This window comes from Citrobacter sp. Cpo147 (assembly GCF_030332405.1).
Taxonomy (GTDB): Bacteria; Pseudomonadota; Gammaproteobacteria; order Enterobacterales; family Enterobacteriaceae; genus Citrobacter; species Citrobacter portucalensis.
In genome coordinates this window covers 1,083,658-1,108,559 of record NZ_JAOWHX010000030.1, presented here as the reverse complement: position 1 = coordinate 1,108,559, position 24,902 = coordinate 1,083,658, and the positions used below count along the sequence as shown (strand labels likewise).

Below are 24,902 nucleotides of genomic sequence, written 5' to 3'. Positions count from 1 at the left end.
TATTACCCGAATTGCTAACATGTAGATCGCCGCCAGGATTAACCTGTCCGCCGGTAATTAGCGGGTTAGCGGACCGACTGGCCAGCGCCGCGGCGCTTAAATCGACGCTGAGAATACTGCTTTCTTTCAGCGTGACCTCGTCAGCATGCAAGGTGCTGTAAGTTCCGGCTGTGTGGTCTGCCGCCAGCTCAAGGGTTCCGGCGTTGGTCAGTGTCGTGAGGGTGGAGTCATCTGTTACCCGCCACTGGCTCTGGTCCGCAAGGTTAAGATTGAGGATGGAATCAATACCCTGATCGTTGAAGCTTTCATTAACCGAGGTTGCCCCGGCGAAATAAGAACCCGCGTCCATGCTGAGGTTGATATATCCCCAACCGCTGTTAATGATGTCGCCGGTAATTGTCATTTTCCCTGAGCCATTTACCGTCCCGCCAGGTAGAACATACCCGCCCGAGGTGACTTTCGGATTCCAGATGGCAACGCCGCCGTTGGCGATGATGGTGGTATCGCCCGTCAGATTCACAATTCCGCCTTGTTGCACTACCACACCGTAACCACTGCCGTTAGCGCCGCTCATATCAATCGTCAGATTTTAAGCATTGATTATGCCGGCGTGAGTGAAATCTCCGCTGCCAATAGCCCAAAGGCCGTAGGGATTACTACCGCTCATGATGATATCGGTATTGGATAGATTGATGGTCGCGCCGCTATACTGGGCTGAAGCTCCGTAGCCGTTCACCGCGTAGATAGTGTTACGCTGCTCTGCGGAACCGTTGACATTTATGGTTGTCGGGGCGTTGTGGGGCGTGTTGGCCACAATACCGTTGGTCGTGTGGCTTGTAGTATTTCTTCCATCAATGGTGCTGCCTTCGCCAATATTGGCGACGGTGGCATGCATGCTGCTGATTAGTGTAAGGGCAGTGGACTGCGCGGTCGTGACGGTCAGATTATTGGCATTGAATTCACCGTATCCTCGGCCGGTCAGGTAAATTGTTGATGCAGTCCCGTTTGCGCTGATGGAGCTGTCTGATCCTAAATCAACCACACCACCTTCTATTCGAAGCCCTTCCGTCTTCTGGCCTGTGACGTCAATGGTGAGATTGTTGGCCTTCACTGTTCCGATGGCATCATCTTTGGTGGTTGCCGAATAATCCTCAACAACCATCCCGTACCCTTCGGAGAAACCGTGCACGGTAATGGTGGAATCATTGCCAAAATCCACATTGCCGCTGATGTCCGCGCCCGTCCCTTTTGCGCGCTCGGTAGAGGTTGTGGTAAGGGTGATATCAAGGCTATCTGCCGTAAAATGACTTTGTGCACCAGAAAGGAGCCCATATACCGTACCTCCAGAGGATGAGAGTGAAATTGCGCTATTCTCGCCCAGGTTAATCTGGCTGTTTTGTCCCGTCTGAATACCATAAATAATGGTACCTGTTCCTGCCTCTGAGGCGGTGAAATCAACGTTTAGCCCGTTCGCGTTGAGTAAGGTGTTTTCCCCGAGATAGAGCGCACTTCCACCAGCTGTTCCGCTTACTAATTCAATGCGGGTGTCATCACCCAAATTGAGCGTTGTACCGCTTGTCCAGTATGTGTCGATACCAATAGCTTTACCTGTGGCGCCGCTGATGACGTTAACTAATCCACCATCCATGGTTAACGTATTATTGTCATCATAAAAATAGACACCAGTCGCATTACCATTCTGGGAATCGGTAATGATGTTACTATTGCTGCCGAAGTTCAGAGTGGCATTTTTTGTATGAACGTTAATTCCGTAAGCATCTTTTTTACTGATGGTGTTAATTGATATATTCTCTGCGTTTATATTTGTATCTGGACTGGTGTTGTTAATATATAGACCCGCGGTTGATGCTGATTTTGCAGTTCCTGTATCCGTAACGTTAATCTGTGTACCGTTACCTAAATTATTACTGGCGCTGTTATCAAGCTTCACGCCAATAGAACCGCTATCACCGGTAACGTGAATGGTGGCTTTACCATTAATCTGTACGCCTTGCCCACCTGAGGACAGGCTTTCGATACCGGTGGTGCCATCGACAGACGTCACTGTATCGCCATCATTTAAGTTGATGGTTTCACCGCTAAGCGGGCCGTAATCACTGGCATGTACGCAGTTTGCTGTTAGTCCAATAGCCGATAACACCAGGCCCGCAACGGTTGCGCGAACCCGATGATCGCCCTGTGAGAGTTCGGAAGTCACTACAAACATATTTTTGGCGACATTCCAGACGATGCGATAGCATTTATTCATAATTTATTTCCATATATGGCCATCCTGAACAATCTGGCGCTGATAAATTTCTGCTGAATTAATTTCGTTTTTATGTGGGGATTTTGTCATTAAAACTGGAGGTGTGGATATATTCTTTACTTTGAACTTTGTGATTAAAATAAAATAAAGCACTAACTGCATAAAAAGTCAGGATAATCTGAAGTCCTAAGTTTAATAACTGTATTAGCTGAGAAAGTCAGAGGTATATTTTTAGTAAATTCCATTATTATTAATAATAAAGAATATTAAGCGACAAGATCGGCATCATGCCGGGGGGATCTGAACAAAACATAGAGAGGTTGGCACGTAGCGCGCAATTGTTTCAGTTGTCGCTGCGTTGAAAGTGATCAAGTTAACAATACAATGTAAATACTCAGTGAAAGTTCGGGTTTGCATGGTTGTCAGGTTGTTAAATTCAGAAAAGATGTTATAGAAACAAAATGTAACATCTCTCTGGATCGGACAACGGATAACAACTATGAACAAATCAGGGAAGTACCTCGTCTGGACAGTGCTCTCCGTTATGGGAGCATTTGCCCTCGGCTATATCGCATTAAATCGTGGTGAACAGATCAACGCGTTGTGGATAGTCGTGGCGTCGGTCTGTGTCTACCTTATCGCTTATCGTTTCTACGGCCTGTACATCGCGAAAAATGTACTGGCGCTTGACCCGACGCGTATGACGCCAGCCGTGCGCCATAACGACGGTCTGGATTATGTTCCCACCGATAAAAAAGTGCTGTTTGGTCACCATTTTGCGGCAATTGCCGGAGCGGGTCCGTTAGTTGGACCGGTGCTGGCGGCGCAAATGGGCTATCTGCCGGGGATGATCTGGCTGCTCGCCGGGGTGGTACTGGCGGGTGCGGTGCAGGACTTCATGGTGCTGTTTGTTTCTACCCGTCGCGATGGTCGTTCCCTTGGCGAACTGGTGAAAGAAGAGATGGGCCCAACGGCGGGCGTTATTGCGCTGGTGGCCTGTTTTATGATCATGGTGATTATTCTCGCGGTACTGGCGATGATCGTCGTGAAAGCGCTGACCCACAGTCCGTGGGGAACCTACACCGTGGCGTTCACCATCCCGCTGGCGATCTTCATGGGGATTTATCTGCGCTATCTGCGCCCGGGCCGCATTGGCGAAGTGTCGGTCATCGGTCTGGTGTTCCTGGTGTTTGCCATTATTTCCGGCGGCTGGGTGGCTGAAAGCCCGACCTGGGCACCGTACTTTGACTTTACCGGCGTACAGCTGACGTGGATGCTGGTGGGCTACGGTTTTGTTGCCGCCGTCCTGCCGGTGTGGCTGCTGCTGGCCCCGCGTGATTACCTCTCTACCTTTCTGAAAATCGGCACCATTGTTGGTCTGGCGGTAGGGATTTTGATCATGCGTCCGACGCTGACCATGCCTGCGCTGACCAAGTTTGTTGACGGTACTGGCCCGGTCTGGACCGGTAACTTGTTCCCGTTCCTGTTTATTACCATTGCCTGTGGTGCGGTATCTGGCTTCCATGCGCTGATCTCCTCCGGTACCACGCCGAAGATGCTGGCGAATGAAGGGCAGGCCTGCTTTATCGGCTACGGCGGAATGCTGATGGAATCCTTTGTCGCCATTATGGCGCTGGTTTCCGCGTGCATCATCGATCCGGGCGTGTACTTTGCGATGAACAGCCCGATGGCGGTGCTGGCTCCTGCGGGGACGGTGGACGTAGTGGCTTCTGCGGCACAGGTAGTCAGCAGTTGGGGCTTTGCCATTACGCCAGACACCCTGCATCAAATCGCCAATGAAGTGGGTGAGCAATCCATCATCTCTCGCGCAGGTGGTGCGCCTACGCTGGCCGTCGGGATGGCGTACATTCTGCACGGCGCGCTGGGCGGCATGATGGATGTGGCGTTCTGGTATCACTTCGCCATTCTGTTTGAAGCGTTGTTTATTCTGACGGCGGTAGATGCCGGTACACGCGCCGCGCGCTTTATGCTGCAGGACTTGCTGGGCGTGGTATCACCGAGCCTGAAACGTACCGATTCGCTGCCTGCAAACCTGCTGGCTACAGCGCTGTGTGTGCTGGCCTGGGGTTACTTCTTACACCAGGGCGTGGTGGATCCTCTGGGAGGTATCAATACCCTGTGGCCGCTGTTTGGTATCGCTAACCAGATGCTGGCCGGTATGGCGTTGATGCTCTGTGCTGTGGTGCTGTTCAAGATGAAACGCCAGCGCTACGCATGGGTGGCGCTGGTGCCAACGGCCTGGCTGCTGATTTGTACCCTGACCGCTGGCTGGCAGAAAGCGTTTAGCCCGGATGCGAAAATCGGCTTCCTGGCTATCGCCAACAAGTTCCAGGCGATGATCGACAGCGGTAACATTCCGGCGCAGTACACCCAGTCGCAGTTGACGCAACTGGTGTTTAACAACCGCCTGGATGCGGGTCTCACCATCTTCTTCATGGTCGTCGTTGTGGTGTTGGGTCTGTTCTCCATCAAAACTGCGCTGGCAGCATTGAAAGAGGACAAACCAACTTCGAAAGAGACACCGTACGAGCCGATGCCTGAGAATGTCGAAGAGATCGTGGCGCAGGCGAAAGGTGCGCACTAATATTCTCTTGACCAACGAGCCCTCTCCTGAACGGGGAGGGCGTTTGTACGACAGGGAAACACTATGTTTGAAACACTCGCCAAAGCCGGGAAGTATTTAGGTCAAACCGCCCGATTAATGATAGGTGTGCCGGATTACGACAACTATGTTGAACATATGCGCGTCACGCATCCGGACCAGACGCCAATGACCTACGAAGAATTTTTCCGTGAGCGCCAGGATGCACGATATGGCGGGAAAGGTGGCGCGAAGTGCTGTTGATTTTTTGCCGGATGGCGCTGACGCTTATCCGGCCTACAACATCGTATTGGCGTAATTTGTCGTCGTAGGCCTGATAAGGCGAAGCCGTCATCAGGCAACCCGCACCATAATCACACCGTAAACGACTCTACCTTTTCGAATGCTGCGCGCAGTGTCTCCGGCGTTAACGTTACCGGCAGGGCGTGAATGGACTCCACCGGGCGCAGAGTGTGCGCAATCACTTTGTCGATTTCGGCGCGGTTATTGATGTCCACTTCCAGTTGAGCTAATCGGGTTGGCAGGTTGAATCGCTGATAAGCAGTAATTAACTGCGCCAGCACATCATCTTGTCCCAGCAGCGCGCTCTGCACCAGGATGCCGTACGCCACTTTGGTGCCGTGTAAAAACTTCTCAGTTTGTGGAAGGACGGTCAGGCCATTGTGAACAGAATGCGCCGCCGCCACGCGGGTGTAGCGCTCGCCCAGACCACCAACCATGCCGCCTCCGGCAATAATCGCATCCACCACATCGCAAAACGTGCGGCTTAGCGTGCCTTGTTGTTTGTCTGCCAGCGCCTGCTCGCTGCTTTCCAGCAGGACATCGCGGATGGTTTGCGCGGCTTGAATACCCAGACGTACTGTCAATGGCAGTGTTTCCGGCTGAGGTGCGAGCACGACGGCTTCATACCACTTTGCCAGCGTGTCGCCGATCCCCGCCAGTAAGTATTCTTCTGGCGCATTGAGAACGATCTCGGGTTCGACCAGCACGAGGAAATTCGCGTCAGCGAAAATTTCGAAATGTAGAGCCTGGCCCGCATCGTTATACCAGACGGAGAGTGGCGTCCAGGCAGCGCAGGTCGCCGCGATAGTAGGAATACCGACAAACGGCAGATCCAGACGACGGGCCAACGCTTTAGCGGTGTCGAGCAATGTACCGCCTCCCACGCCAATCACCACACTGCGATCCTCTCCCGACTCTTTTGCCAGTTGAGCAACATCGGTTTCGCTGCAATGTCCCGTAAACAGCAGGCGTTTAGCCTCGGCAAGATGAAAAGCCTCTGGCAGGTAAGGGCGGGCTGCATCGATGGCGCGTTCACCATAAACCCACACGGCGCGTGAAAGTTGGTCGGCAGAGAAAAAATCGTTGAGTCTTAACAGGCTGCCGGGATGGGAAAAATAGTTGGCCGGGCCGGTGACGACGCGAATTTCGGTATTACTCATGTTGTGTTGTCCTTTTGGCTGTCCTGTCCAGGCAGGTTATTATTATATAGACGTCTGAACGTCTTGATTGCCAAATACTAGCATCGTGCTATAGTGGCTTCAACCACAACATCACACGCTGGGATAACAATAATGAGTAATAACCCGCTGATTCCGCAAAGCAAACTGCCTAATCTGGGCACTACTATCTTCACGCAAATGAGTGCGCTGGCGCAGCAGCATCAGGCCATTAACCTCTCGCAGGGGTTTCCTGATTTTGACGGTCCACTCTTTTTGCAAGAGCGTCTGGCGTATCACGTCGCGCATGGCGCAAACCAGTATGCGCCGATGACGGGCGTGCAGCCGCTGCGCGAAGCTATCGCGGATAAAACGGCAGACCTGTACGGCTATAAACCTGACGCGAATAGTGAAGTGACCATCACGGCGGGAGCCACAGAAGCATTGTATGCCGCGATCACTGCGCTGGTGCGCCCTGGTGATGAGGTGATTTGTTTTGACCCGAGCTACGACAGCTATGCGCCTGCGGTTGAATTATCCGGCGGTGTGGTTAAACGTATCGCCCTGCAACCACCGTCTTTTCGCGTCGACTGGCAGGCGTTTGGTGCCTTACTCAGCGACCGTACCCGATTGGTTATCCTGAACACGCCGCATAACCCTTCTGCCACTGTGTGGCATCACGCCGATTTCGACGCGCTATGGCAGGCGATTAAAGAACGCGAGATCTTTGTCATCAGCGACGAAGTTTATGAGCATATCTGTTTCGCCAAACAGGGGCATGCCAGCGTGCTGGCACATTCAGAGCTGCGGGAACGCGCTATTGCTGTTTCATCGTTTGGTAAGACCTACCACATGACCGGCTGGAAGGTCGGATACTGCGTTGCGCCAGCCGCCATTAGCGCTGAGCTACGAAAAGTGCACCAGTATCTGACGTTTTCCGTTAACACGCCGGCTCAGCTCGCACTGGCGGATATGCTACGAGACGATCCGGCACACTATCGCGAACTGCCCGCGTTTTATCAGAAAAAACGCGACGTGTTGGTGAACGCGTTGCGTGACAGCCGACTGGAAATTCTGCCGTGTGAAGGCACGTACTTTTTACTGGTCGATTACAGCGCCGTTTCCTCGCTTAACGACGTGGAGTTTTGCCAGTGGCTGACCACTGAAGTGGGCGTTGCGGCAATCCCGCTGTCGGTGTTCTGCGCCGATCCTTTCCCGCATAAACTGATTCGCCTCTGTTTTGCCAAGCAAGAATCGACGCTGTTAGCGGCAGCCGAGCGTCTGGTTTCGCTGTAGCTATTTCACGGTCCAGGCTTTGGAGAATCGACGGTCGGCAAACAACGCTTGCAGGCCGTTGATTTGCTTCAGGCGTAACACCTCGTCGCTGTCCATACCAAGATCCTTGCCAATTCTTTCTTCACTCCATCCCAGTTGCGATAGCTCGCGGACAATCTCGGACATGGCGTGGATTTGATGACGCCCGCGAGCGCGGTTGTGGCGAATGGTTGCCGCCATTCGCTCATGGCGTTCGCGTTCTAAACAGGCAACCGGCAGATATCCTTTCAGCCTGGGCCTTAGTGAGGCTTTGGCTTTACCTAACTCGTGGCGGTGGAAACCGTCGACAATTTCGTATTCTTCAGCCGTTGAGTGAACCACTACAATGGGCTGCGTAAACCCGTCAGCCTCGAGGGACTTCAGCAGCAGCTTTTTCTCCGGTGGCGCAACGTTATTGGGGTTATAGTCATTGGGTGAAATATGATCATTTTTAACCCAAAGTACGCAATCTACGGGCTCCTCGCGGAAGGGACTGACGCTGTGTATTGCCTTTCTGAATTCATTTATGGCTTCAATTCTCTCTGGTTCTGATAAACCAGAAAGAAAGTCGAGGAGTTCCTGAGTTAATCGTTGTTGCATAAGAGTCCCCATTCCTGGCGTTTTGTTTTCATGCGCTCATTGTAACGTTGATAGTTTTTGGGTTTCGTTGGACTAAATGAGAGAGCCCGGCACCAATAGTCGTTATTCAGCAGGACCTTGCAGATACGCCGCCACGACGGAATATCCACTGAACCAATATCTCTTTCCTGGGTTTGTGGGATATTCTCCATGCCTTTTTTCTTATACCACTGTAAATAGACGGCGATTTTATTGCGGTAATGTTCAGCGGTCGTTTCCGGCATACTCTTCAATAACAGCATGGCGTATTCCTGCCAGCTTAAATGTTCGGGTTTTAATATTTTGCGGTGACCGTAAAAATGGTTGTCCTGACCAGCATATATCCCGCCACTTTTTACCCCGCTGACGCGGGAGCACATCATTGCCCAGCGTTCAGGCTCAATAACATGGTAAAGCCACAGCCCCTGGCGTTGTTCTGGCCCAAACGGTTCGCAGATACGCATGTATCGAGTGGGAACCCCCGCCTGATACATCAGGTTGTACAGGGGATTACAAGGGAGTCTTGATTTCGCAAACCACGTCCAGATGTCGGCGGTTTTCCAGTCATAAATGGGATAAATATACCAGGTATGCCCGCCGGGGGCGCTGGTGGTCCAGGGTTTATCATCGGCAAAACGCTGTTTTTTCGAGTTCGCAATGGCGACGAAGCGATTATATGACTCGTCGGCGCGGATCCCGACCATCATGGCTGCCGGTCGTTTCTGCGAAAACCAGTCAGCGAACTCACGAACAAATTGCTCGAAAGTCATACCGGGTTGGTAGAAAGAGAAATATTCGGGATCGGTTATGGCATCTGCGGGCGGTTGGCGCACCCATTGAGTGCCTGGTTCCCAGCATTGCCATTCAGGCTGAAATTGTGACAGTGAATTTTGCGTCGTCAGCGGCAATGCAACCCAATAAAATTCTTCGATGATATCGGAATAATTCTCACGTAGCGCCTGGACATAGTCGATAGTGCAGGAAAACTGAGCCTCCCAGTCGATAAATAAGACGTTTATTTTTTTCTGTAACTGGCGGGCAATGGCAGCGGTCAGATGTAACATCAACCCCGAATCTTTACCTCCAGAGAAAGAAACGCAGACACGCGGTAGATTCTCAAGCGTCCAGGTAATGCGTTCCTGAGCAGCTTCAAGAACATTCTGGTTTAACGGTATTTTATAAACAGACATATCACATCCATATCCGAGTTTTATTTTATACTAAAATAAATGCCTGCAATAAAGTATGCCAATCTTTAAAATAAGCAACGCCTAAAGAAATATTTGTAATGTAAATGTGTTTGCGTTTTATATTCCAAAAATGGATTTGTCATACTGTTGATGATGTGGGTTGTTGATTTTCAGATGTTATTGTATTGATATATTCTGCGAATTTTTTATTACTAAGTGAGGCACGGTTGTACATTAAGTATAATCTGATTGATGGGATTTTGAAATCTATATTGATTTCTTTTAAATTAAGTCTGGCAGCATGGAATTCATAACTAAGTTTTGGGATTATACCAATAATATCTGTACTGGAAATTACATTAATAATTGACGTCATAGAGTCGCTACTAAAGCCAGTTTTACGATTAGTTAGTAAGGCGTTGGCTTGTGCTTGATACTCTTTAATACCCTCTTCCTCTGTAAGATACAAAGTAAATTGTTCCTCCAATATTTGTGTAAGGGTAGCAGATTCATTCATTCTGGGGTGATTACTGCTACATGTTAAAACACACTCAATAGTTTTAAATAGCGTACATACAATAGACCTGTTATATACGGGAGCGGTAGTGATGATTAAATCTGCTTTCCTGTATGCGAGGATGTTCTCTGCAGTATCGGCAGTCATTATTATGTCGTGATGTTCAACTTCGACATTTGAATTTTGCCTTAGCGTATTGATTAACTCAATTACCCCTAAGTTAATAGTAATTTGCGGACTGTAAATGACAAATTTCTTCTTCAGGCTGGAACCGTGCATAATATTAATGGTTTGTTCCAGCGTATTCAGATTCTGCTCAAGGTGATGATGAAGGTTGATCCCGGTTACGGTAGGCGTGATGCCTTTACCTGAGCGAATAAACAGAGGGTCGTTAAATTGCGTACGCAGTCGCTGTAATGACTGGCTGACGGCTGAAGGCGTGATATACAGTGTTGCCGCAGCTTTACTGATGCTCAAATGTTGATAAATACATTCAAAAATTACCAACAGGTTAAGATCGAATTTTTTGAGGTCATAGAGGTTAGCCATGCATACCTTCCTGTGATGGTAATGTATAGGATAATTCAATTGTTGAATAATTTAAATTCTAATCATTCTTAGAATTTATGTTTATGGCTTAATGAATAATTAACTTAAACTAAAATAACACAGATTGCTTGATGGTTACGATAAAAATACATTTTAAAGAGTGATTGAAATGAGAACGATAACAATCACTCATTCTGTAACCTTTATTTATTCCCCATAATAATATTTAATTTTTCCTTATCGGGTAATCCCACTTCCTGTTGTAACGTATCGTCTTTGCTCATGTAGTAGATCGCGGGCGTCACATTAGCACCTAAATCATCCATGAGTTTTTGGTTGATATTCAGTACCTTCATCTGTTCAGGATGGACCGAAGTCGGGATTTCCAGCTTCATTTTCCCACCGGAGGCTTCATAGTCATGCCAGGTTTTAGCCGGATCTTTGGTTGCCAGAATTGCCGCAGCGGTGGCCGGGCTTTCGGGTTTTATGACGCCAACCAGTAATGTACGCAACTGAACTTTACCGGAATCTACCCATGGGCGCGCCTGCTGCCAGAACTGTTTGCAATAAGGACAGAAGGGATCGGCAAACACGTAGACGATGACCGGGGCCTCTTTTTTCCCGTCCAGAATCCACGACGCTTTTTCCATTCGCTGCCACATCTCACGTCCGGCAGGGGCATAGATCTCTTTTTCTATGAGCGCATTACTGAGGTTTTCGCCTTTTTCATTATACATGTAGCCGGAGATGGCATGTTTACCGTCAGGCGTGACATAGATAGTGACCCCCATGTCCTGGTATTTTCCCAGATAGCCTTTCATTCCACCCGGTGCATCGAAGGGCTTCAGGATGGTAATTCCCTGTTTCTCAATGGCTTTAACAGGGGCAGGGAGCTCCTCTGCGTGCACGATAGCGGGGAGAAGAGTTAAGAGTAAGGTGCGTTTAAACATTGATTTTCCTTATAAAATCAGCAGGAAAGTGGGCTTAATTGCAAAACCTATCACAGCCATAGGTAAGATCGACGGTCTGTCGATTGCCCTTTCTTTAGTTGGGTGATGTAATCCCCATCGCTGTTACGACCTTTGTTAAGGTAATGTAGAGCGCAACACATAGCCAGCTCTGCTGGCACTGACGTTACCTGCGGGTAGCTCGGGTAATGAGGCTCCCTGCAAAGGGGGCCTTTTTTACTTTTATCTTTAGGTTCACAACATGAGTTTGAGTGGGTTGTTAGTTAACGCTTATTGATTTGATAAAGGAAACGCATTAGCCCTGCGAAGAGATTTTCGTTAACTTATCTCTCAACGAAAACACGGAGGAAGTACAGATGTCTTTGATTAATACCAAAATTAAACCTTTCAAAAACCAGGCGTTCAAAAACGGTGAGTTCATCGAAGTAACCGAGAAAGATACCGAAGGTCGCTGGAGCGTCTTCTTCTTCTACCCGGCTGACTTTACTTTCGTATGCCCGACCGAGCTGGGTGACGTTGCAGACCATTACGAAGAACTGCAGAAACTGGGCGTAGATGTGTATTCCGTTTCTACCGACACCCACTTCACCCACAAAGCATGGCACAGCAGCTCTGAAACCATCGCAAAAATCAAATACGCGATGATCGGCGACCCGACTGGCGCCCTGACCCGTAACTTCGACAACATGCGTGAAGATGAAGGTCTGGCTGACCGCGCAACCTTCGTTGTTGACCCGCAGGGTATCATCCAGGCAATCGAAGTTACTGCTGAAGGTATCGGCCGTGATGCGTCTGACCTGCTGCGTAAAATCAAAGCCGCACAGTACGTCGCTTCCCACCCAGGTGAAGTTTGCCCGGCGAAATGGAAAGAAGGTGAAGCAACCTTAGCGCCATCTCTGGACCTGGTTGGTAAAATCTAAGTCGCATAGTTTGTAGGCCGGATAAACGTAGTGCATCCGGCATTCCACAGGCGCAAATTTGCGCCTGTTTCATTCCAGCACCATGACGCAAGTTGCATTAATGCAGTCCCGCAAAATCGGCTTGCATGATGATGTTTTCAGAGAGGGAAGAAGAATGCTCGACACAAATATGAAAACCCAGCTCAGGGCTTACCTTGAGAAACTGACCAAACCTGTTGAGCTGATTGCGACGCTGGATGACAGCGCTAAATCGGCAGAAATTAAGGAACTGCTGACTGAAATTGCTGAACTGTCAGAAAAAGTCACCTTCAAAGAAGACAATACTCTGGTGGTGCGTAAGCCATCGTTCCTTATTACCAATCCCGGTTCTCACCAGGGACCGCGTTTTGCCGGTTCTCCGCTGGGTCATGAGTTTACTTCTTTGGTGCTGGCGCTGTTGTGGACTGGCGGCCATCCCTCAAAAGAGGCGCAGACGTTGCTTGAGCAGATCCGCGATCTCGACGGTGATTTTGAATTTGAAACCTATTATTCGCTTTCCTGCCATAACTGCCCGGACGTGGTGCAGGCGCTGAACCTGATGGCGGTGCTGAACCCACGTATCAAGCATACGGCGATTGACGGCGGTACATTCCAGAACGAAATCACCGATCGTAACGTGATGGGCGTTCCGGCGGTATTTATGAACGGCAAAGAGTTCGGTCAGGGACGTATGACGCTGACTGAGATCGTGGCGAAAGTGGATACTGGCGCAGAAAAACGTGCGGCTGAAGAGCTGAATAAGCGCGATGCTTATGACGTGTTGATTGTCGGCTCTGGTCCTGCAGGTGCGGCGGCAGCGGTGTACTCTGCACGTAAAGGCATTCGCACCGGTCTGATGGGCGAGCGTTTTGGCGGTCAGGTTCTTGATACTGTAGATATTGAAAACTACATCTCGGTGCCGAAAACCGAAGGTCAGAAACTGGCAGGCGCGCTGAAAGCACACGTTGATGATTATGATGTTGATGTGATCGACAGCCAGAGCGCAAGCAAACTGGTCCCGGCAGCGCAGGAAGGCGGTCTACATCAGATTGAAACAGCCTCCGGCGCGGTGCTGAAAGCACGCAGCATTATCATCGCCACCGGCGCGAAATGGCGCAACATGAACGTTCCGGGCGAAGATCAGTATCGCACCAAAGGCGTAACCTACTGCCCGCACTGTGATGGTCCGCTGTTTAAAGGCAAGCGTGTTGCGGTGATTGGCGGCGGTAACTCCGGCGTTGAAGCGGCTATCGACCTGGCAGGTATTGTTGAACATGTGACGCTGCTGGAATTTGCTCCTGAAATGAAGGCCGACCAGGTGCTGCAAAATAAGCTTCGCAGTCTGAAAAACGTCGACATCATTCTGAATGCGCAAACGACAGAAGTGAAAGGCGATGGCAGCAAAGTTACTGGCCTGGAGTATCGTGACCGTGTGAGCGGCGATGTTCACAATGTGGAACTGGCAGGTATCTTTGTTCAGATTGGTCTGCTGCCGAACACCAACTGGCTGGAAGGTGCCGTTGAACGTAACCGTATGGGTGAAATCATCATCGATGCCAAGTGCGAAACCAGCGTGAAAGGCGTTTTCGCTGCCGGCGACTGCACAACCGTACCGTATAAGCAGATTATCATCGCGACAGGTGAAGGTGCGAAGGCCTCGTTAAGTTCGTTTGATTATCTGATTCGCACGACAGTAGCATAAAAAAAGTAAGACTCACCTGCACTATAAAAACCCCTGTCAGGCGTTAACCTGGCAGGGGTTTTCTTTATCAAATCAGTGGCTGTTAACGAACAACCAGCACTGGCAAAGTCGCGTGACGGACAACGCTGGAAGCGTTTGAGCCGAGTAGATGGGTGCTGATTGATGGGTTACGCGATCCAATGACAACGACATCCGCATTCAACTCTTCACCCAACTCGTTGACCACGTCACGTACGCTGCCAAAGCGGACATGTTGTTTAATACGGGAAGGATCGATGCTGAAGTGACCGACCATCGTTTGCAGACGGGTTTCCGCTTCGTGTTGCAGATGTTCTTCAAAACGACGGACATCGGCTGCAAAGCGGTGCAGGCTTAAGCTCGCTGAGCCTGGCAGCACATGCAGCAGATGGATAACCCCTTTATCCTGAGCCAGAAATTCTGCATGGCGAATAGCCTTGTCGCTCAGTTCCATTTCGAATACATCAACAGGCATTATGATTGTGTTGTACATAAACATTCTCCTTGTCATTACATGAACACATAACAGCATAGTATTAAAAATGATTCTGTCAGTCACGACACAGATTTATGTTTTGCGAACAGGAAAGAAAGCGAGGAGCAGGGAGATCTAACCGGAAAGAGGATGCGGATGCATCCCCTGTAAGATAAAGCGAGTGGCTTTGATAAGACAGAGTTAGCGCAGGTAGTCGCCTGCAGCTTCAGGCTGGTACTCAAGCTCGATAACTTCGAGGTGCGTTGAGGTCCCGCCTGGCAGTTCCCAGTGAATGGTATCTCCAACGCGCAGCCCCAGAAGTGCAGCGCCGACAGGTGCCATTACCGAAAGCTGTGTGTTGCTGTCAGTCATAGTGGCCGGATACACCAGGGTACGCACACGGACTTCGCCATCACTCAGATTGCGGAATTTCACGCGGCTGTTCATGGTCACGACGTCGTGCGGCATGGTTTCTGGAGAACACATTTGGGCACGATCCAGCTCGGCGTTAAGGGCGTCGGCAATCGGTAAACCAGCAAACGCAGGTTGCTCCAACAGGCGGTCAATGCGTTCCGCATCGAGGTCGTTAATGATGATAGTTGGTCTGGACATTTATTACTCCATGTCGTCGATACTGCGGGTGCGCAGGTAAATAATCCCAAAAGAAAACCCTCACCGTCAGGCGGCAAGGGTTTAGCTTTTATGATGATACTGAGACTTACCCCATGTTTGAAGTGATTTAGTTCACATTCAGGTAAATCATCAATATTGTCGTATATGGTGTGATTTTAGCCGAAAAACGTGACCGTTCTCCAATTTGCATTATGCTTTTTAAGCGCTCGCTGCGGGCGCGTCAAACAACTCAGTGTTCCGCGACAGGAGATCTCATGAGCCAGTACGACAAACTTACCTTGAAAGACGGCAGCTATTTGCATTTTAAAGACTGGGGAAGTGGACAACCTATTGTGTTCAGTCACGGTTGGCCGCTGACGGCAGACGCGTTTGAAGATCAGATGCTGTTCCTTGGATCGAAAGGATTTCGTGTGATCGCCCATGACAGGCGTGGACATGGGCGTTCGGCCCAACCCTGGGATGGTCATCATATGGATCAGTATGCTGATGACCTGGCTGAACTTACCGCGCATCTCAATCTTAAAGATGCCGTACATGTTGGACACTCTACCGGCGGTGGGGAAGTGGCTCGTTATATTGGCCGGCATGGGACGCAGCGGGTGGCAAAAGCGGTGTTAATTGGCGCAGTGACGCCCATCATGATCAAGACTGACTTTAACCCAAATGGCGTGCCGAAAGAGGTATTCGATGGCATCCGTGAGGGGGTTGTGAACGATCGCGCCGCCTTTTTCTATGAGCTGACCGCTGCATTCTATGGCTACAATCGTCCTGGCGCAAAAGAGTCGAAAGCCGTTCGCGAAAGCTTTGTTGAACAAGGTTTACAAGGTTCCATCAAAGCATTGTACGACTGTATACACGCGTTTTCGGAAACAGATCTGCGTGAAGACCTCAAAAAGATGACCATCCCGACGCTGGTGATCCACGGTGATGACGATCAGATTGTCCCGTTTGAAACCTGCGGAAAGGTCGCGGCGGAAATACTGCCGGACTCGCAATCGAAGGTATATGTCGGCGGCTCGCATGGCATTTGCACCACCCATAAGCAACAGATCAACGGTGACCTGCTCAACTTTATTCAGTCGTAATCGTTGGCAGATTGTTCTACGCTGATCTTCTTTTTCCAGGGGGATGAGCGAAGCATAATTTGTGCTGCGCTGACGTTAACTTCAACAGGGAACGCTATGTATTTCTATCAACCGTCACAGGGACACGGCTTACCGCATGATCCGCTAAATGCCATCATTGGACCGCGCCCGATTGGCTGGATTGCGTCGCGTGACAGCAACGGTCGGCACAATCTGGCACCATACAGTTTCTTTAACTGTTTCAACTATCACCCGCCGATTATCGGTTTCGCCAGCAGCGGCTGGAAAGACAGCGTGCAGAATATTATCGAAACCGGTGAATTTGTCTGGAACCTGACGACTCTTGAGCTGGCCACTGCGATGAACGAAACGTCAGCCAGCTTGCCGCACGGTGAGGACGAGTTTTTTGCCGCCGGGCTTAGCAAGGCAGATAGCCGGATAGTCAACGTGCCGCGCGTGGCGCAAAGCCCGGTCAATTTTGAGTGTCGTTTATCGCAAACTCTGCAACTAACTACTGCTGATGGCTCACCGGTTGATACCTGGCTGGTGTTGGGGGAAGTGGTAGGCATTCACATAGATGAAACGCTCCTGGAAGACGGCATCTATCAGACGGCGAAAGCGAAGCCGGTGCTGCGTGCAGGTGGGCCAACGGCGTATTATTCGATCAGTGAAACACACCGTTTTGATTTAGTTCGCCCGGATGCCCGTGCAAAACGCTAAGTTTACGGACCGACGCCAGCTCGCAGCGTCGGTCGCAAGTTTCAGTATCCCACTTTGTCGATAATAAACTGTTTACCGCAGTTACCCGGATGCGGTTGCGGTAAGAATGACTGGGCAGATAACGTCTGGTTGATGTTGTCGGCTTTCAGGGATAACTGGATCTCAGTGAGATACGCTGGATTGCCGTGGCAGCTTAGCTTCACAGCTTTGACGTTTTCTTTGCCCCAGCTTTTGGCAACGGCGGCGTCAAATGCGTTACGGCTGACGGTTTTGCCGTAGTTTTCCGCCAGGAATTTGCCCACCTCGCTGTTCTTTACCTCATTATTCAGCCGCACCATCGTGCCGAAGTACGCGTCGGGATCAAAACCGAAACACGCGCCATGTTTGGCATACTCGTAACGTTCCAGACAGGATCTTCCTCCAGCTCCGGGCATTACGGCGCTGAGTTTTGCCGCGCTTTCCAGCGACAGCCCGGTTTCGGGGGCCGCGCATTTACGGCTGGCGCGGGCTTCAGGCAGGTTGGGAATAGGGCGAGTCGCGCAGCCAAAACGCATCCAACGGCGATTGTCTACTCCACGGGCAGCAATGGATTTAGGCAGGCTGGGCCATAAACCGTGAACGGTCAGGAAATCAGCTTTGTCTGCGCTCTCTTTTTGCAAACGACATTCGTCAGGCTCCTGACGATTACGCTCGTGTTGGCTCTGACAAAATCCGGTTTGCCAGGAGAGAGCCAGCACGTAGCTGTCAAAATCAGCGTACTGTTTTGCCTGAAGTTCATCGGCCTGAGTTGCAGAAACTGGCAGCAGGAGTGCTGCCAGCAACGAAGAATAACGCCATGTTGATGTCATGATGATTTCGGACACTTATATAAATTCTGAATATCATCTATTTAATCATAAAAAATGCCAGTCAGGTTTAGCTGACTGGCATCATTTTCATCAGGCGTGAACCGGGATGATTAGCTCCACATTGCCAGAATCGGCCAGCCGACCAGCAGAAGCATAGCGATGTAGATAACGCCGAAGATAGCACCCAGACGCCAGTAGTCTTTTGACTTCACATAACCACAGCCGTAGATGATAACGCCAGGGCCTGTTGCATATGGAGTCAGACAGCCCATGATACCGATGGACAGTACCAGCAGGATACACAGGTGTTCCATCGGGACGCCCGGGATACCTTTACCGACGGCCAGAATAACCGGCAGCATGGTGGCGGTGTGAGCGGAAAGGCTGGCAAACAGGTAGTGAGCAAAGTAGAACACCAGTACCAGAACGATCACGGTCGCGTTAGGCGAGAAGCCTTCCAGGTGCGTGCTCATAGTGTTGGCGAACCAGTCGATGAAGCCTGAACGGGTTAAACCATTCGCCATAACGACCAGCGTGGCGAGGTTAACCAGAGTGTTCCATGCGCTGTTATAACGGGTAATGTCTTTCCACGGTACAACGTGCAGCGCCAGCATCAGGGAAACAGCCAGCAGGCCCACTGCGGTTGCATCAATCAGTTTACCACCGAAGACCCACAGACCCAGACTGAGCAATACCAGACCGATCAGCGTTATCTCTTTACGGGTCAGTTTACCCATGCCTTTCAGTTCATCACCGGCCCAAGCGGCAACTTCAGCACTGTGAGTAACTTCTGGTTTGTACAGAACGTATGACAGCCACGGAGCAACGATCAGCAAAATAATACCGACCGGCAGGAAGCTAAGGAACCACTGCAACCAGCTGATTTGAATACCGGCAATTTTGTTGACGAATTCCAGACCCAGTACGTTAGGTGCAGCGCCGGTCACGAACATCGAGGAGCTCAGGCTGGTACTGATGACCATCATCCACATCAAATATCCACCGATACGGCGCGCGGAAGGATCGTTCGGGAATGATTTAAACAACGGCGGCAGGTTTTTGATTACCGGGAATACGGTGCCACCGGTACGCGCGGTGTTAGATGGAGTAAACGGTGCCAGCAGAATGTCGATGATAACAATCGCATAGCCAAGCGTCAGGGTACGTTTACCCATGAATTTCACCAGGAACAGCGCGATACGACGGCCCAGACCGGTGACTTCATAACCCAGTGCGAAGATAAACGCACCAAACACCAACCACACGGTGGTGCTGGAGAAGCCAGCCAGACCCCATTTCAGCGCTTGCTTGCCCGCTTTAAACGCCGGGTCGGCCAGTTCTGAAGCATCAAACAGCAGATAGTTGCTGCCGATAACGCAGATCGTTACGGCGATAAAGCTGATCGCTGTTGCCGGGATTGGCTCAAGGATCATACCGACAATCATTGCCACGAATACGGCAAAGTAGTGCCAGGCCTGTGGAGGCATTCCATCAGGGACGGGGATAAGAAACATGACACCCATGACGACCAATGGGGCCAGTAACTTCCATATTTTATCTTTTGCTAAAGACATGTGTGTGATTCTCCGGAAAGGATCTTTAATTGTGATAATGATGAACTTGTGAAATCTGAGCTAAAAACCAGGTGACGATCAGCAGATCGGCGCAGCCTCCGGGACTGAGGTTGCGTTCAATGCACTGTTGGTCGAACTGGTGTAGATATTCGAGATCGGCAGGGGTACGAATCCCCCCTTGCTGCATCAGGGCGGTGGCCTGCTGCTGTAGCCAACGCAGACCTTCTGCGCCGCCACGTGAAGCCACGTTGGTGTCGCCGTTGATAGACATCAGCAGCAATAATGTGTCGAGTAACGCCAGTTCAGGGTCGCGGCCCTGAGTCAGCAGTGCGCGGTAGTGCGGCAGGGCATGCTGGATGACTAGCGGATATCCCGCTTCGGCTTCGCCCCGTGCGCCGGTTAATCCCAGTTGCTGATAAAGACGTTGGCCAGCCGTGAGTTGTTGATTGTTCTGGCGCAGTTCGCGCTCGGTCAGGCCACGGCAAAATGTTGCTGCCGTAGAGCAAATGGTTTCAGCGGTAACAGTGAGTTGGAGCTGGTGCAGGCGGCCAATGGCGGCGCACAGCAGTCCCAGTGAAAAGATGCTCCCTTTATGGGTGTTCACCCCGGCGGTGGCGCGGAACATATCGGCTTCGCAGGCCATGCCCAGCGGGCGCAGTCCTTTCAATACATCTTCAGGCGACAGCTGTGCGCTAAACGCCCCATATTCAATAAAACGTGGTAGCCATGACTGAATCGCTTCAGCGCTGCGATGAAAATCTTCCAGCGCCATATCTTTATGCGCGCCGTTGTTAATACGATCTACCAGACCGGGTTTGGGCGACAGGTTGACTTCAGTCAACATGGCGCGCCACGCAAGCGTTGCGTAAGCATCAGGCAGATCCAGAGGGAGGACTGCGTTATTGGTTGATGTTGCGGGAATCGGCATCATGCAGCAGTGCCTCCATCTGAGTGAGTAAGTCGGAAAGCGCGTGGGTTTTACCCCGCGCACAGTCGGCAGCACTTTGCTCGCACAGCAGACAGCGGCGGGCAGGGAGTGCGAAATGACGCCGGGACAGAATTTCCCCTTCAGGGGTCAGGACATCGATGTCCCATAGCCGTCCCAGCGGGTGTGAATGCTCAAGTTCAATTGTGGCGAGCTTGAGGTCGTGGGCTGAAGCCTCAATAGACAAAAGACCTTCTGGACCGCTGGCAGAAACCAGCGCTGTTTGCTCCCTGACAATCCAGGTGGATTGTTCCGCTAACGCGAGCAAGGCGGTTACGCCGTGATTAAAGATACGACGGGTTAATTCGCTGTCTTTAATCGGTCCCGGTGCGACGACGGTAAACGAGACCAGCGGCGCAGAGTGGCGTGTCAGCCACTCCTGTTGCCTTGCCTGTCTCTCATCGCGGCTGGCGAGCAGCTCGGGAATGGAAACCGCGTGTCGGGTGGCGTATTCAGGGAGCAGGTGCATGGTTTATTCCTTCACCTGATGCACAACGTCAATCACTGAACCATCACGGTAACGCACAACGGCAATCACGCGGTCAGTGAATTCGATAGCGCGTGGCTGACCGGTGAGCTGCTGTGCACGTTCGCGCAGCCATTCAATGGACACCACTTTCATACCGGCTTCTTTCAGACGTTCTGCCAGTTCCGGACGTGCAGGGTTGACGGCGATGCCGTGGTCGGTGACCAGAATGTCAACGCTGGAGCCTGGGGTTACGCAGGTCAGCACGTTATCAACCAGGGTCGGGATGCGTCCGCGAACCAGCGGCGCGACGATGATAGACAGCGCAGCGGCAACCGCAGTATCACAGTGACCACCGGATGCGCCGCGCAGTACGCCGTCAGAACCGGTCAGTACGTTCACGTTGAAGCTGGTATCAACTTCCAGCGCGCTGAGCACCACAACGTCCAGACGATCGACGGATGCGCCTTTTGACCCCCAGTTGGCATACTGGTTGGCACTGATTTCGATATGGTTTGGATTGCGGGCCAGCGATTCCGCGGCGTTACGGTCAAAGCTCTGAACGTCCAGCAGTTTGCGAATCAGGCCTTTTTCGTGCAGGTCAACGATGGTAGCGGTAATGCCGCCCAGCGCGAAGTCGGCACGGATATCGCGGCTGCGCATTTTGTCTTCCAGGAAACGCGTAACGGCCAGAGAGGCGCCGCCGGTTCCTGTCTGCAGTGAGAAGCCTTCGTTGAAGTAGCCGGAATTAGCAATTACCTCAGCCGCGCTACGGGCGATTAACAGTTCACGCGGGTTGGTGGTCATGCGGGTCGCATCGGCACCAATTTTGTCAGCATCGCCAACCTGATCGATCTGCACGATCAGATCTACCTGATCCTGCGTAATGCTGGCCGGGTTATGCGGATAGGTCAGCAGCTGTTCAGTCAGCAGGACAACCTGTTTCGCGTTTTCGGCGTCTACGCGGGCATAGCCCAGTGAGCCGCAGCACGCTTTACCGGTATAACCGTTGGCGTTGCCAAACTGGTCGCAGGACGGCACGCCGAGGAACGCCACATCAATGCTGAGCTCGCCACTTTGCACCAGGTGCACACGGCCACCGTGGGAGTGAATTTGTACCGGTTCGGCCAACAGGCCACGTGAGATTTCTTCCGCCAGCGGACCACGCAGACCGGAGGTATAAATGCGGCTAACCACGCCCTGACGGATGTGCTCAACCAGTGGAGCATGGCAGTCGCTCAGAGAGCTGGAGGCCAGCGTAAGATTTTTAAAGCCCATATTGGCGATGGTGTCCATCACCAGGTTAATCGTCAGATCGCCACCACGAAAAGCGTGGTGGAAAGAGATGGTCATACCATCCTGTAAACCTGAACGACGAATAGCGTCTTCCAGGTTAGCGCACAGCTTTTTGTCGCGCGGTTTTTGCGCCTGCAATTCTACTTTTGCGGTGCTCTGGTAAGCGGAAAGCTCACTTTCTGCATGACGGCTCCAGGTCGCCACGCGATCCTGGCGTTGAGACTGTTCGATTTTCTGCGTCATTTTTTTGCCTTATTCTTCGCGAATGCCGGAAAGTTCTGCACGGGAGATAACCAGAAGGGCGCGCTCGATAACCGGGCTGTCGACCATTTTGCCGTTCAGGGAAACTACACCACGACCTTCGCGAGCAGCGGCTTCAGCGGCTTCCACAACCAGACGGGCGTGAGCCAGCTCTTTGCGCGTTGGGGCGTACAGGTTATGCAGGAGTTCGATCTGGCGCGGGTTGATGAGCGATTTGCCGTCAAAACCCAGTTGCTTGATGTGTGCGGCTTCGTGCAGGAAACCCGCTTCGTTGTTGGCATCGGAATACACGGTGTCGAACGCCTGAATACCGGCAGAACGTGCAGCCTGCAAAATAGAGCAGCGGGCAAACAGCAGTTCAGTACCTTCCGGTGAGCGCTCAGTGCGCAGGTTACGTACATAGTCTTCCGCACCCAGGGCAATACCGATCAGACGTTCGGAAGCATGGGCAATTTCTACCGCGCGGGTAATGCCTAACGGCGATTCGATGGCAGCCAACAGACCGGTGCTGCCTGGCTCACGGCCACAGGCATTTTCGATACGTAGAATTTCGCTTTCGATGTCGATGACATCCTGCGCGGTATCGGTCTTCGGTAAACGTACGATGTCAGCACCGCCGCGTACCACAGCTTCAAGGTCGTTGATTCCCCATTCGGAGTCGAGTGCGTTTACACGCACGATGGTTTCAACGTCGTGATACAGCGGATGTTGCAGCGCGTGGTACACCATGCGGCGAGCGGTATCTTTTTCACGCAACGCGACGGAGTCTTCCAGGTCGAACATTAGTGCATCTGCCGGGTAGATGAACGAGTTGCTGACCATGGCGGCATTGGCGCCCGGTACGAACAACATGCTGCGGCGAGTACGGGTTTTACGTTGCTGCAAAGATTCGGAAATCACTGGCAATCCTCCCATGGCAGTGCCGGAATACCGCCAGCGCGGGCCAGTAGTGCTTCCAGTCGCGCACGTAAAATGCAGTCCAGTGCGCCTTTATCATCAACATTCAATTGCACGCCGCGTACGTTGTAGCGGGACAGAACGTCCAGAATGGTAGCCCGTATGGCATCACCGAACTGCTTTTCGACGCTACTGTTAACCTGCAGGTCAATATCCTGCGAATCGAGTGGGGCGATGCGAATCATCACATCACCGGACTCGAGTGTGCCTGCGACGGCTGCCTGGTTTATTTTCATTTTTCACCTGTTGCTAATGCGGGGGTATTTTGGCGGACTGCCGCACCCGATGAGGCTCGTTCAACCATGCTTTGCAGATACTGCAGCGTGGCGTCAGGGACCAGGGATGCGATAGCCGTGAGATCTTTTTTAACCAGCAGCTTGCGCACCCAGGAGGCGGAAATCGGCATCTCCTGGAAACACAGCCGCTCAATTTCCACCAGTTCAATCGGCGGGGCGGGAAGCGTTGGGGTCTCCAGCCAGTAACGCATATCGTTGTTATACTGGGAGGTGACAGTGCAATACGGCTCAGTACCGACGAAGCGGTGCGTGACGCCGAGAGCCGGAGCCAGATACTGGCGGAAGATTTTCAGGTCTATTTCGGTGTAGCAGTGGTTAATAACGCTCTGCTCTTTGATGAAGTAACACGGGAACGTGGCGCGGGAAATGATGTACTCCGAACCGCGATGCACGGTTAAACGTGGAATGTCTTTTGTTCCTTTAAGCACCAGATCCAGGCGGTCTTCATACGGAAAACGTGAGGTATCTTCTTTCACCAAAAACAGATGCAGCCAGTCACATTGCGCGGCTGCCTGTTGGATCAGAAAACGGTGTCCGTTGGTGAAGGGGTTGGCGTTCATGACGATACAGCCAATTTTTTTCCCATCATGACGCTGTTTTGCCAGTGATTCGGCGTAGCGTTTCAGACGTGTGGTGCTGTTTTCCATCAATACCATAATGCCGGGAACGCTGGTGAGCGTAGAAAAACCGCACTGTTTAAACAGCGATTCGTACTCGGTTTTGGTATAGATGAAGAGGTGCGTACAATGGCGTTCATAGGCAAGGTTGATTAACTCGGTCGCCAGCGTTAGCGCTAAACCCTCGCCGCGGACAGATTCACAGATTGCGACACACTTAATAATATTCCCAGCGATACCACCGCAGGCAATCAGACGGTCGTCACGGGTGACGGTGATAAATACTTCGACGGTCGTATCTACGCTCAAATCATTCTCTTTCAGAAATTGCGCGATAGCCGCCATCTTTTTATTTTCTGAGCGTTTAACTTGCGTGAATATATTATTACCGAACATAGTGAATAGAGCCCCGATGCTATATTTGTTACTGGGTTTCTGTTTTTGTTGCTCTGTTTAGCAACCTGATAACGTTTTGTTTGCAATTGAAGGGAATGGTTTTTTATTACGGAGTATTTCTTTTTTTCCCTGCTGCATACATCGTAAG

At 51.3% G+C, this 24,902-nt stretch carries 23 protein-coding genes; 7 read left to right on the top strand and 16 right to left on the bottom strand.

Annotation, left to right across the window (positions count from 1 at the left end; genetic code table 11):
- Window positions 1–589: 589 nt before the first annotated feature.
- A complete protein-coding gene (locus OGY06_RS23210; protein ID WP_353622739.1) occupies window positions 590–2,269 on the bottom strand; it encodes an ESPR-type extended signal peptide-containing protein in 1,680 nt (559 codons plus the stop codon).
- 499 nt (window positions 2,270–2,768) lie between these two features.
- On the opposite strand from OGY06_RS23210, the gene cstA reads away from it, so the two are divergent.
- Together cstA and OGY06_RS07965 are read left to right on the top strand one after the other, a co-directional pair.
- Window positions 2,769–4,874 carry a pyruvate/proton symporter CstA gene (cstA, locus tag OGY06_RS07970; protein ID WP_008784063.1) on the top strand — a complete coding sequence of 702 codons (2,106 nt, stop codon included), beginning with the start codon at window positions 2,769–2,771 and terminating at the stop codon, window positions 4,872–4,874.
- A 63-nt stretch (window positions 4,875–4,937) separates the two neighbouring features.
- Window positions 4,938–5,135 (top strand): YbdD/YjiX family protein, encoded by a 198-nt coding sequence (locus tag OGY06_RS07965; protein WP_003022064.1) that lies wholly within the window; start codon window positions 4,938–4,940, stop codon window positions 5,133–5,135.
- 110 nt (window positions 5,136–5,245) lie between these two features.
- On the opposite strand, the gene OGY06_RS07960 is transcribed toward OGY06_RS07965, so the two are convergent.
- The gene (locus OGY06_RS07960) at window positions 5,246–6,334 is read right to left on the bottom strand and encodes an oxidoreductase (protein ID WP_003831202.1); all 1,089 of its coding nucleotides are present in this window, start codon (window positions 6,332–6,334) and stop codon (window positions 5,246–5,248) included.
- 132 nt (window positions 6,335–6,466) lie between these two features.
- On the opposite strand from OGY06_RS07960, the gene OGY06_RS07955 reads away from it, so the two are divergent.
- On the top strand, window positions 6,467–7,627 hold the full coding sequence (locus OGY06_RS07955; protein WP_126955866.1) for a pyridoxal phosphate-dependent aminotransferase: 1,161 nt from the start codon (window positions 6,467–6,469) through the stop codon (window positions 7,625–7,627).
- Here the strand turns inward: OGY06_RS07955 and OGY06_RS07950 are convergent, their stop codons facing one another.
- The 4 genes from OGY06_RS07950 to dsbG all read right to left on the bottom strand — a co-directional run bounded on the left by OGY06_RS07950 (window position 7,628) and on the right by dsbG (window position 11,469).
- The gene (locus tag OGY06_RS07950) at window positions 7,628–8,245 is read right to left on the bottom strand and encodes an IbrB-like domain-containing protein (protein ID WP_193135151.1); all 618 of its coding nucleotides are present in this window, start codon (window positions 8,243–8,245) and stop codon (window positions 7,628–7,630) included. It abuts the gene before it with no gap.
- Window positions 8,230–9,453: a phosphoadenosine phosphosulfate reductase gene (locus tag OGY06_RS07945; RefSeq protein ID WP_063940720.1), complete on the bottom strand. Its 1,224-nt coding sequence runs from the start codon at window positions 9,451–9,453 to the stop codon at window positions 8,230–8,232. Before OGY06_RS07945 ends, OGY06_RS07950 begins: the two co-directional genes overlap by 16 nt.
- Window positions 9,454–9,592: 139 nt before the next feature.
- Window positions 9,593–10,519, bottom strand: coding sequence for a DNA-binding transcriptional repressor CitR (gene citR, locus OGY06_RS07940; RefSeq protein ID WP_003831212.1), 927 nt, complete (start codon window positions 10,517–10,519; stop codon window positions 9,593–9,595).
- 203 nt (window positions 10,520–10,722) lie between these two features.
- Window positions 10,723–11,469, bottom strand: coding sequence for a thiol:disulfide interchange protein DsbG (gene dsbG, locus OGY06_RS07935; protein WP_003831214.1), 747 nt, complete (start codon window positions 11,467–11,469; stop codon window positions 10,723–10,725).
- 374 nt (window positions 11,470–11,843) lie between these two features.
- Between dsbG and ahpC the strand changes: the two genes are divergently transcribed.
- Entirely contained in the window at window positions 11,844–12,407 is a 564-nt protein-coding gene (ahpC, locus tag OGY06_RS07930) for an alkyl hydroperoxide reductase subunit C (protein ID WP_002894394.1), read from the top strand.
- Window positions 12,408–12,561: 154 nt separating this feature from the next.
- A complete protein-coding gene (gene ahpF / locus OGY06_RS07925) occupies window positions 12,562–14,127 on the top strand; it encodes an alkyl hydroperoxide reductase subunit F (RefSeq protein WP_286605035.1) in 1,566 nt (521 codons plus the stop codon).
- Between the two features lie 82 nt (window positions 14,128–14,209).
- Here ahpF and uspG read toward each other — a convergent pair whose 3' ends face one another.
- Both uspG and rnk read right to left on the bottom strand, forming a co-directional pair.
- Entirely contained in the window at window positions 14,210–14,638 is a 429-nt protein-coding gene (gene uspG / locus OGY06_RS07920; protein ID WP_003022101.1) for a universal stress protein UspG, read from the bottom strand.
- Between the two features lie 183 nt (window positions 14,639–14,821).
- Entirely contained in the window at window positions 14,822–15,232 is a 411-nt protein-coding gene (gene rnk, locus OGY06_RS07915) for a nucleoside diphosphate kinase regulator (RefSeq protein WP_003831264.1), read from the bottom strand.
- Window positions 15,233–15,507: 275 nt separating this feature from the next.
- On the opposite strand from rnk, the gene OGY06_RS07910 reads away from it, so the two are divergent.
- The gene (locus tag OGY06_RS07910) at window positions 15,508–16,338 is read left to right on the top strand and encodes an alpha/beta fold hydrolase (RefSeq protein WP_063940717.1); all 831 of its coding nucleotides are present in this window, start codon (window positions 15,508–15,510) and stop codon (window positions 16,336–16,338) included.
- Between the two features lie 96 nt (window positions 16,339–16,434).
- Window positions 16,435–17,058 (top strand): flavin reductase family protein, encoded by a 624-nt coding sequence (locus OGY06_RS07905; RefSeq protein ID WP_063940716.1) that lies wholly within the window; start codon window positions 16,435–16,437, stop codon window positions 17,056–17,058.
- Window positions 17,059–17,099: 41 nt separating this feature from the next.
- On the opposite strand, the gene rna is transcribed toward OGY06_RS07905, so the two are convergent.
- The 8 genes from rna to citC all read right to left on the bottom strand — a co-directional run bounded on the left by rna (window position 17,100) and on the right by citC (window position 24,754).
- Window positions 17,100–17,906 (bottom strand): ribonuclease I, encoded by an 807-nt coding sequence (gene rna / locus OGY06_RS07900; RefSeq protein ID WP_063940750.1) that lies wholly within the window; start codon window positions 17,904–17,906, stop codon window positions 17,100–17,102.
- Window positions 17,907–18,016: 110 nt separating this feature from the next.
- Window positions 18,017–19,480 carry a citrate/succinate antiporter CitT gene (citT, locus tag OGY06_RS07895; RefSeq protein WP_003831271.1) on the bottom strand — a complete coding sequence of 488 codons (1,464 nt, stop codon included), beginning with the start codon at window positions 19,478–19,480 and terminating at the stop codon, window positions 18,017–18,019.
- A 25-nt stretch (window positions 19,481–19,505) separates the two neighbouring features.
- Window positions 19,506–20,411, bottom strand: coding sequence for a triphosphoribosyl-dephospho-CoA synthase CitG (gene citG / locus OGY06_RS07890; RefSeq protein ID WP_003831272.1), 906 nt, complete (start codon window positions 20,409–20,411; stop codon window positions 19,506–19,508).
- Entirely contained in the window at window positions 20,380–20,934 is a 555-nt protein-coding gene (gene citX / locus OGY06_RS07885) for a citrate lyase holo-[acyl-carrier protein] synthase (RefSeq protein ID WP_063940715.1), read from the bottom strand. Before citX ends, citG begins: the two co-directional genes overlap by 32 nt.
- A 3-nt stretch (window positions 20,935–20,937) precedes the next feature.
- Window positions 20,938–22,470, bottom strand: a complete 1,533-nt coding sequence (gene citF / locus OGY06_RS07880) for a citrate lyase subunit alpha (protein WP_063940714.1) — start codon at window positions 22,468–22,470, stop codon at window positions 20,938–20,940.
- A 9-nt stretch (window positions 22,471–22,479) separates the two neighbouring features.
- The gene (locus OGY06_RS07875; protein ID WP_003831275.1) at window positions 22,480–23,388 is read right to left on the bottom strand and encodes an aldolase/citrate lyase family protein; all 909 of its coding nucleotides are present in this window, start codon (window positions 23,386–23,388) and stop codon (window positions 22,480–22,482) included.
- On the bottom strand, window positions 23,385–23,681 hold the full coding sequence (gene citD, locus OGY06_RS07870) for a citrate lyase acyl carrier protein (RefSeq protein ID WP_003831276.1): 297 nt from the start codon (window positions 23,679–23,681) through the stop codon (window positions 23,385–23,387). The genes OGY06_RS07875 and citD overlap by 4 nt, the downstream gene beginning before the upstream one ends.
- A complete protein-coding gene (citC, locus tag OGY06_RS07865; protein WP_003831277.1) occupies window positions 23,678–24,754 on the bottom strand; it encodes a [citrate (pro-3S)-lyase] ligase in 1,077 nt (358 codons plus the stop codon). Before citC ends, citD begins: the two co-directional genes overlap by 4 nt.
- Between the last annotated feature and the right edge of the window lie 148 nt (window positions 24,755–24,902).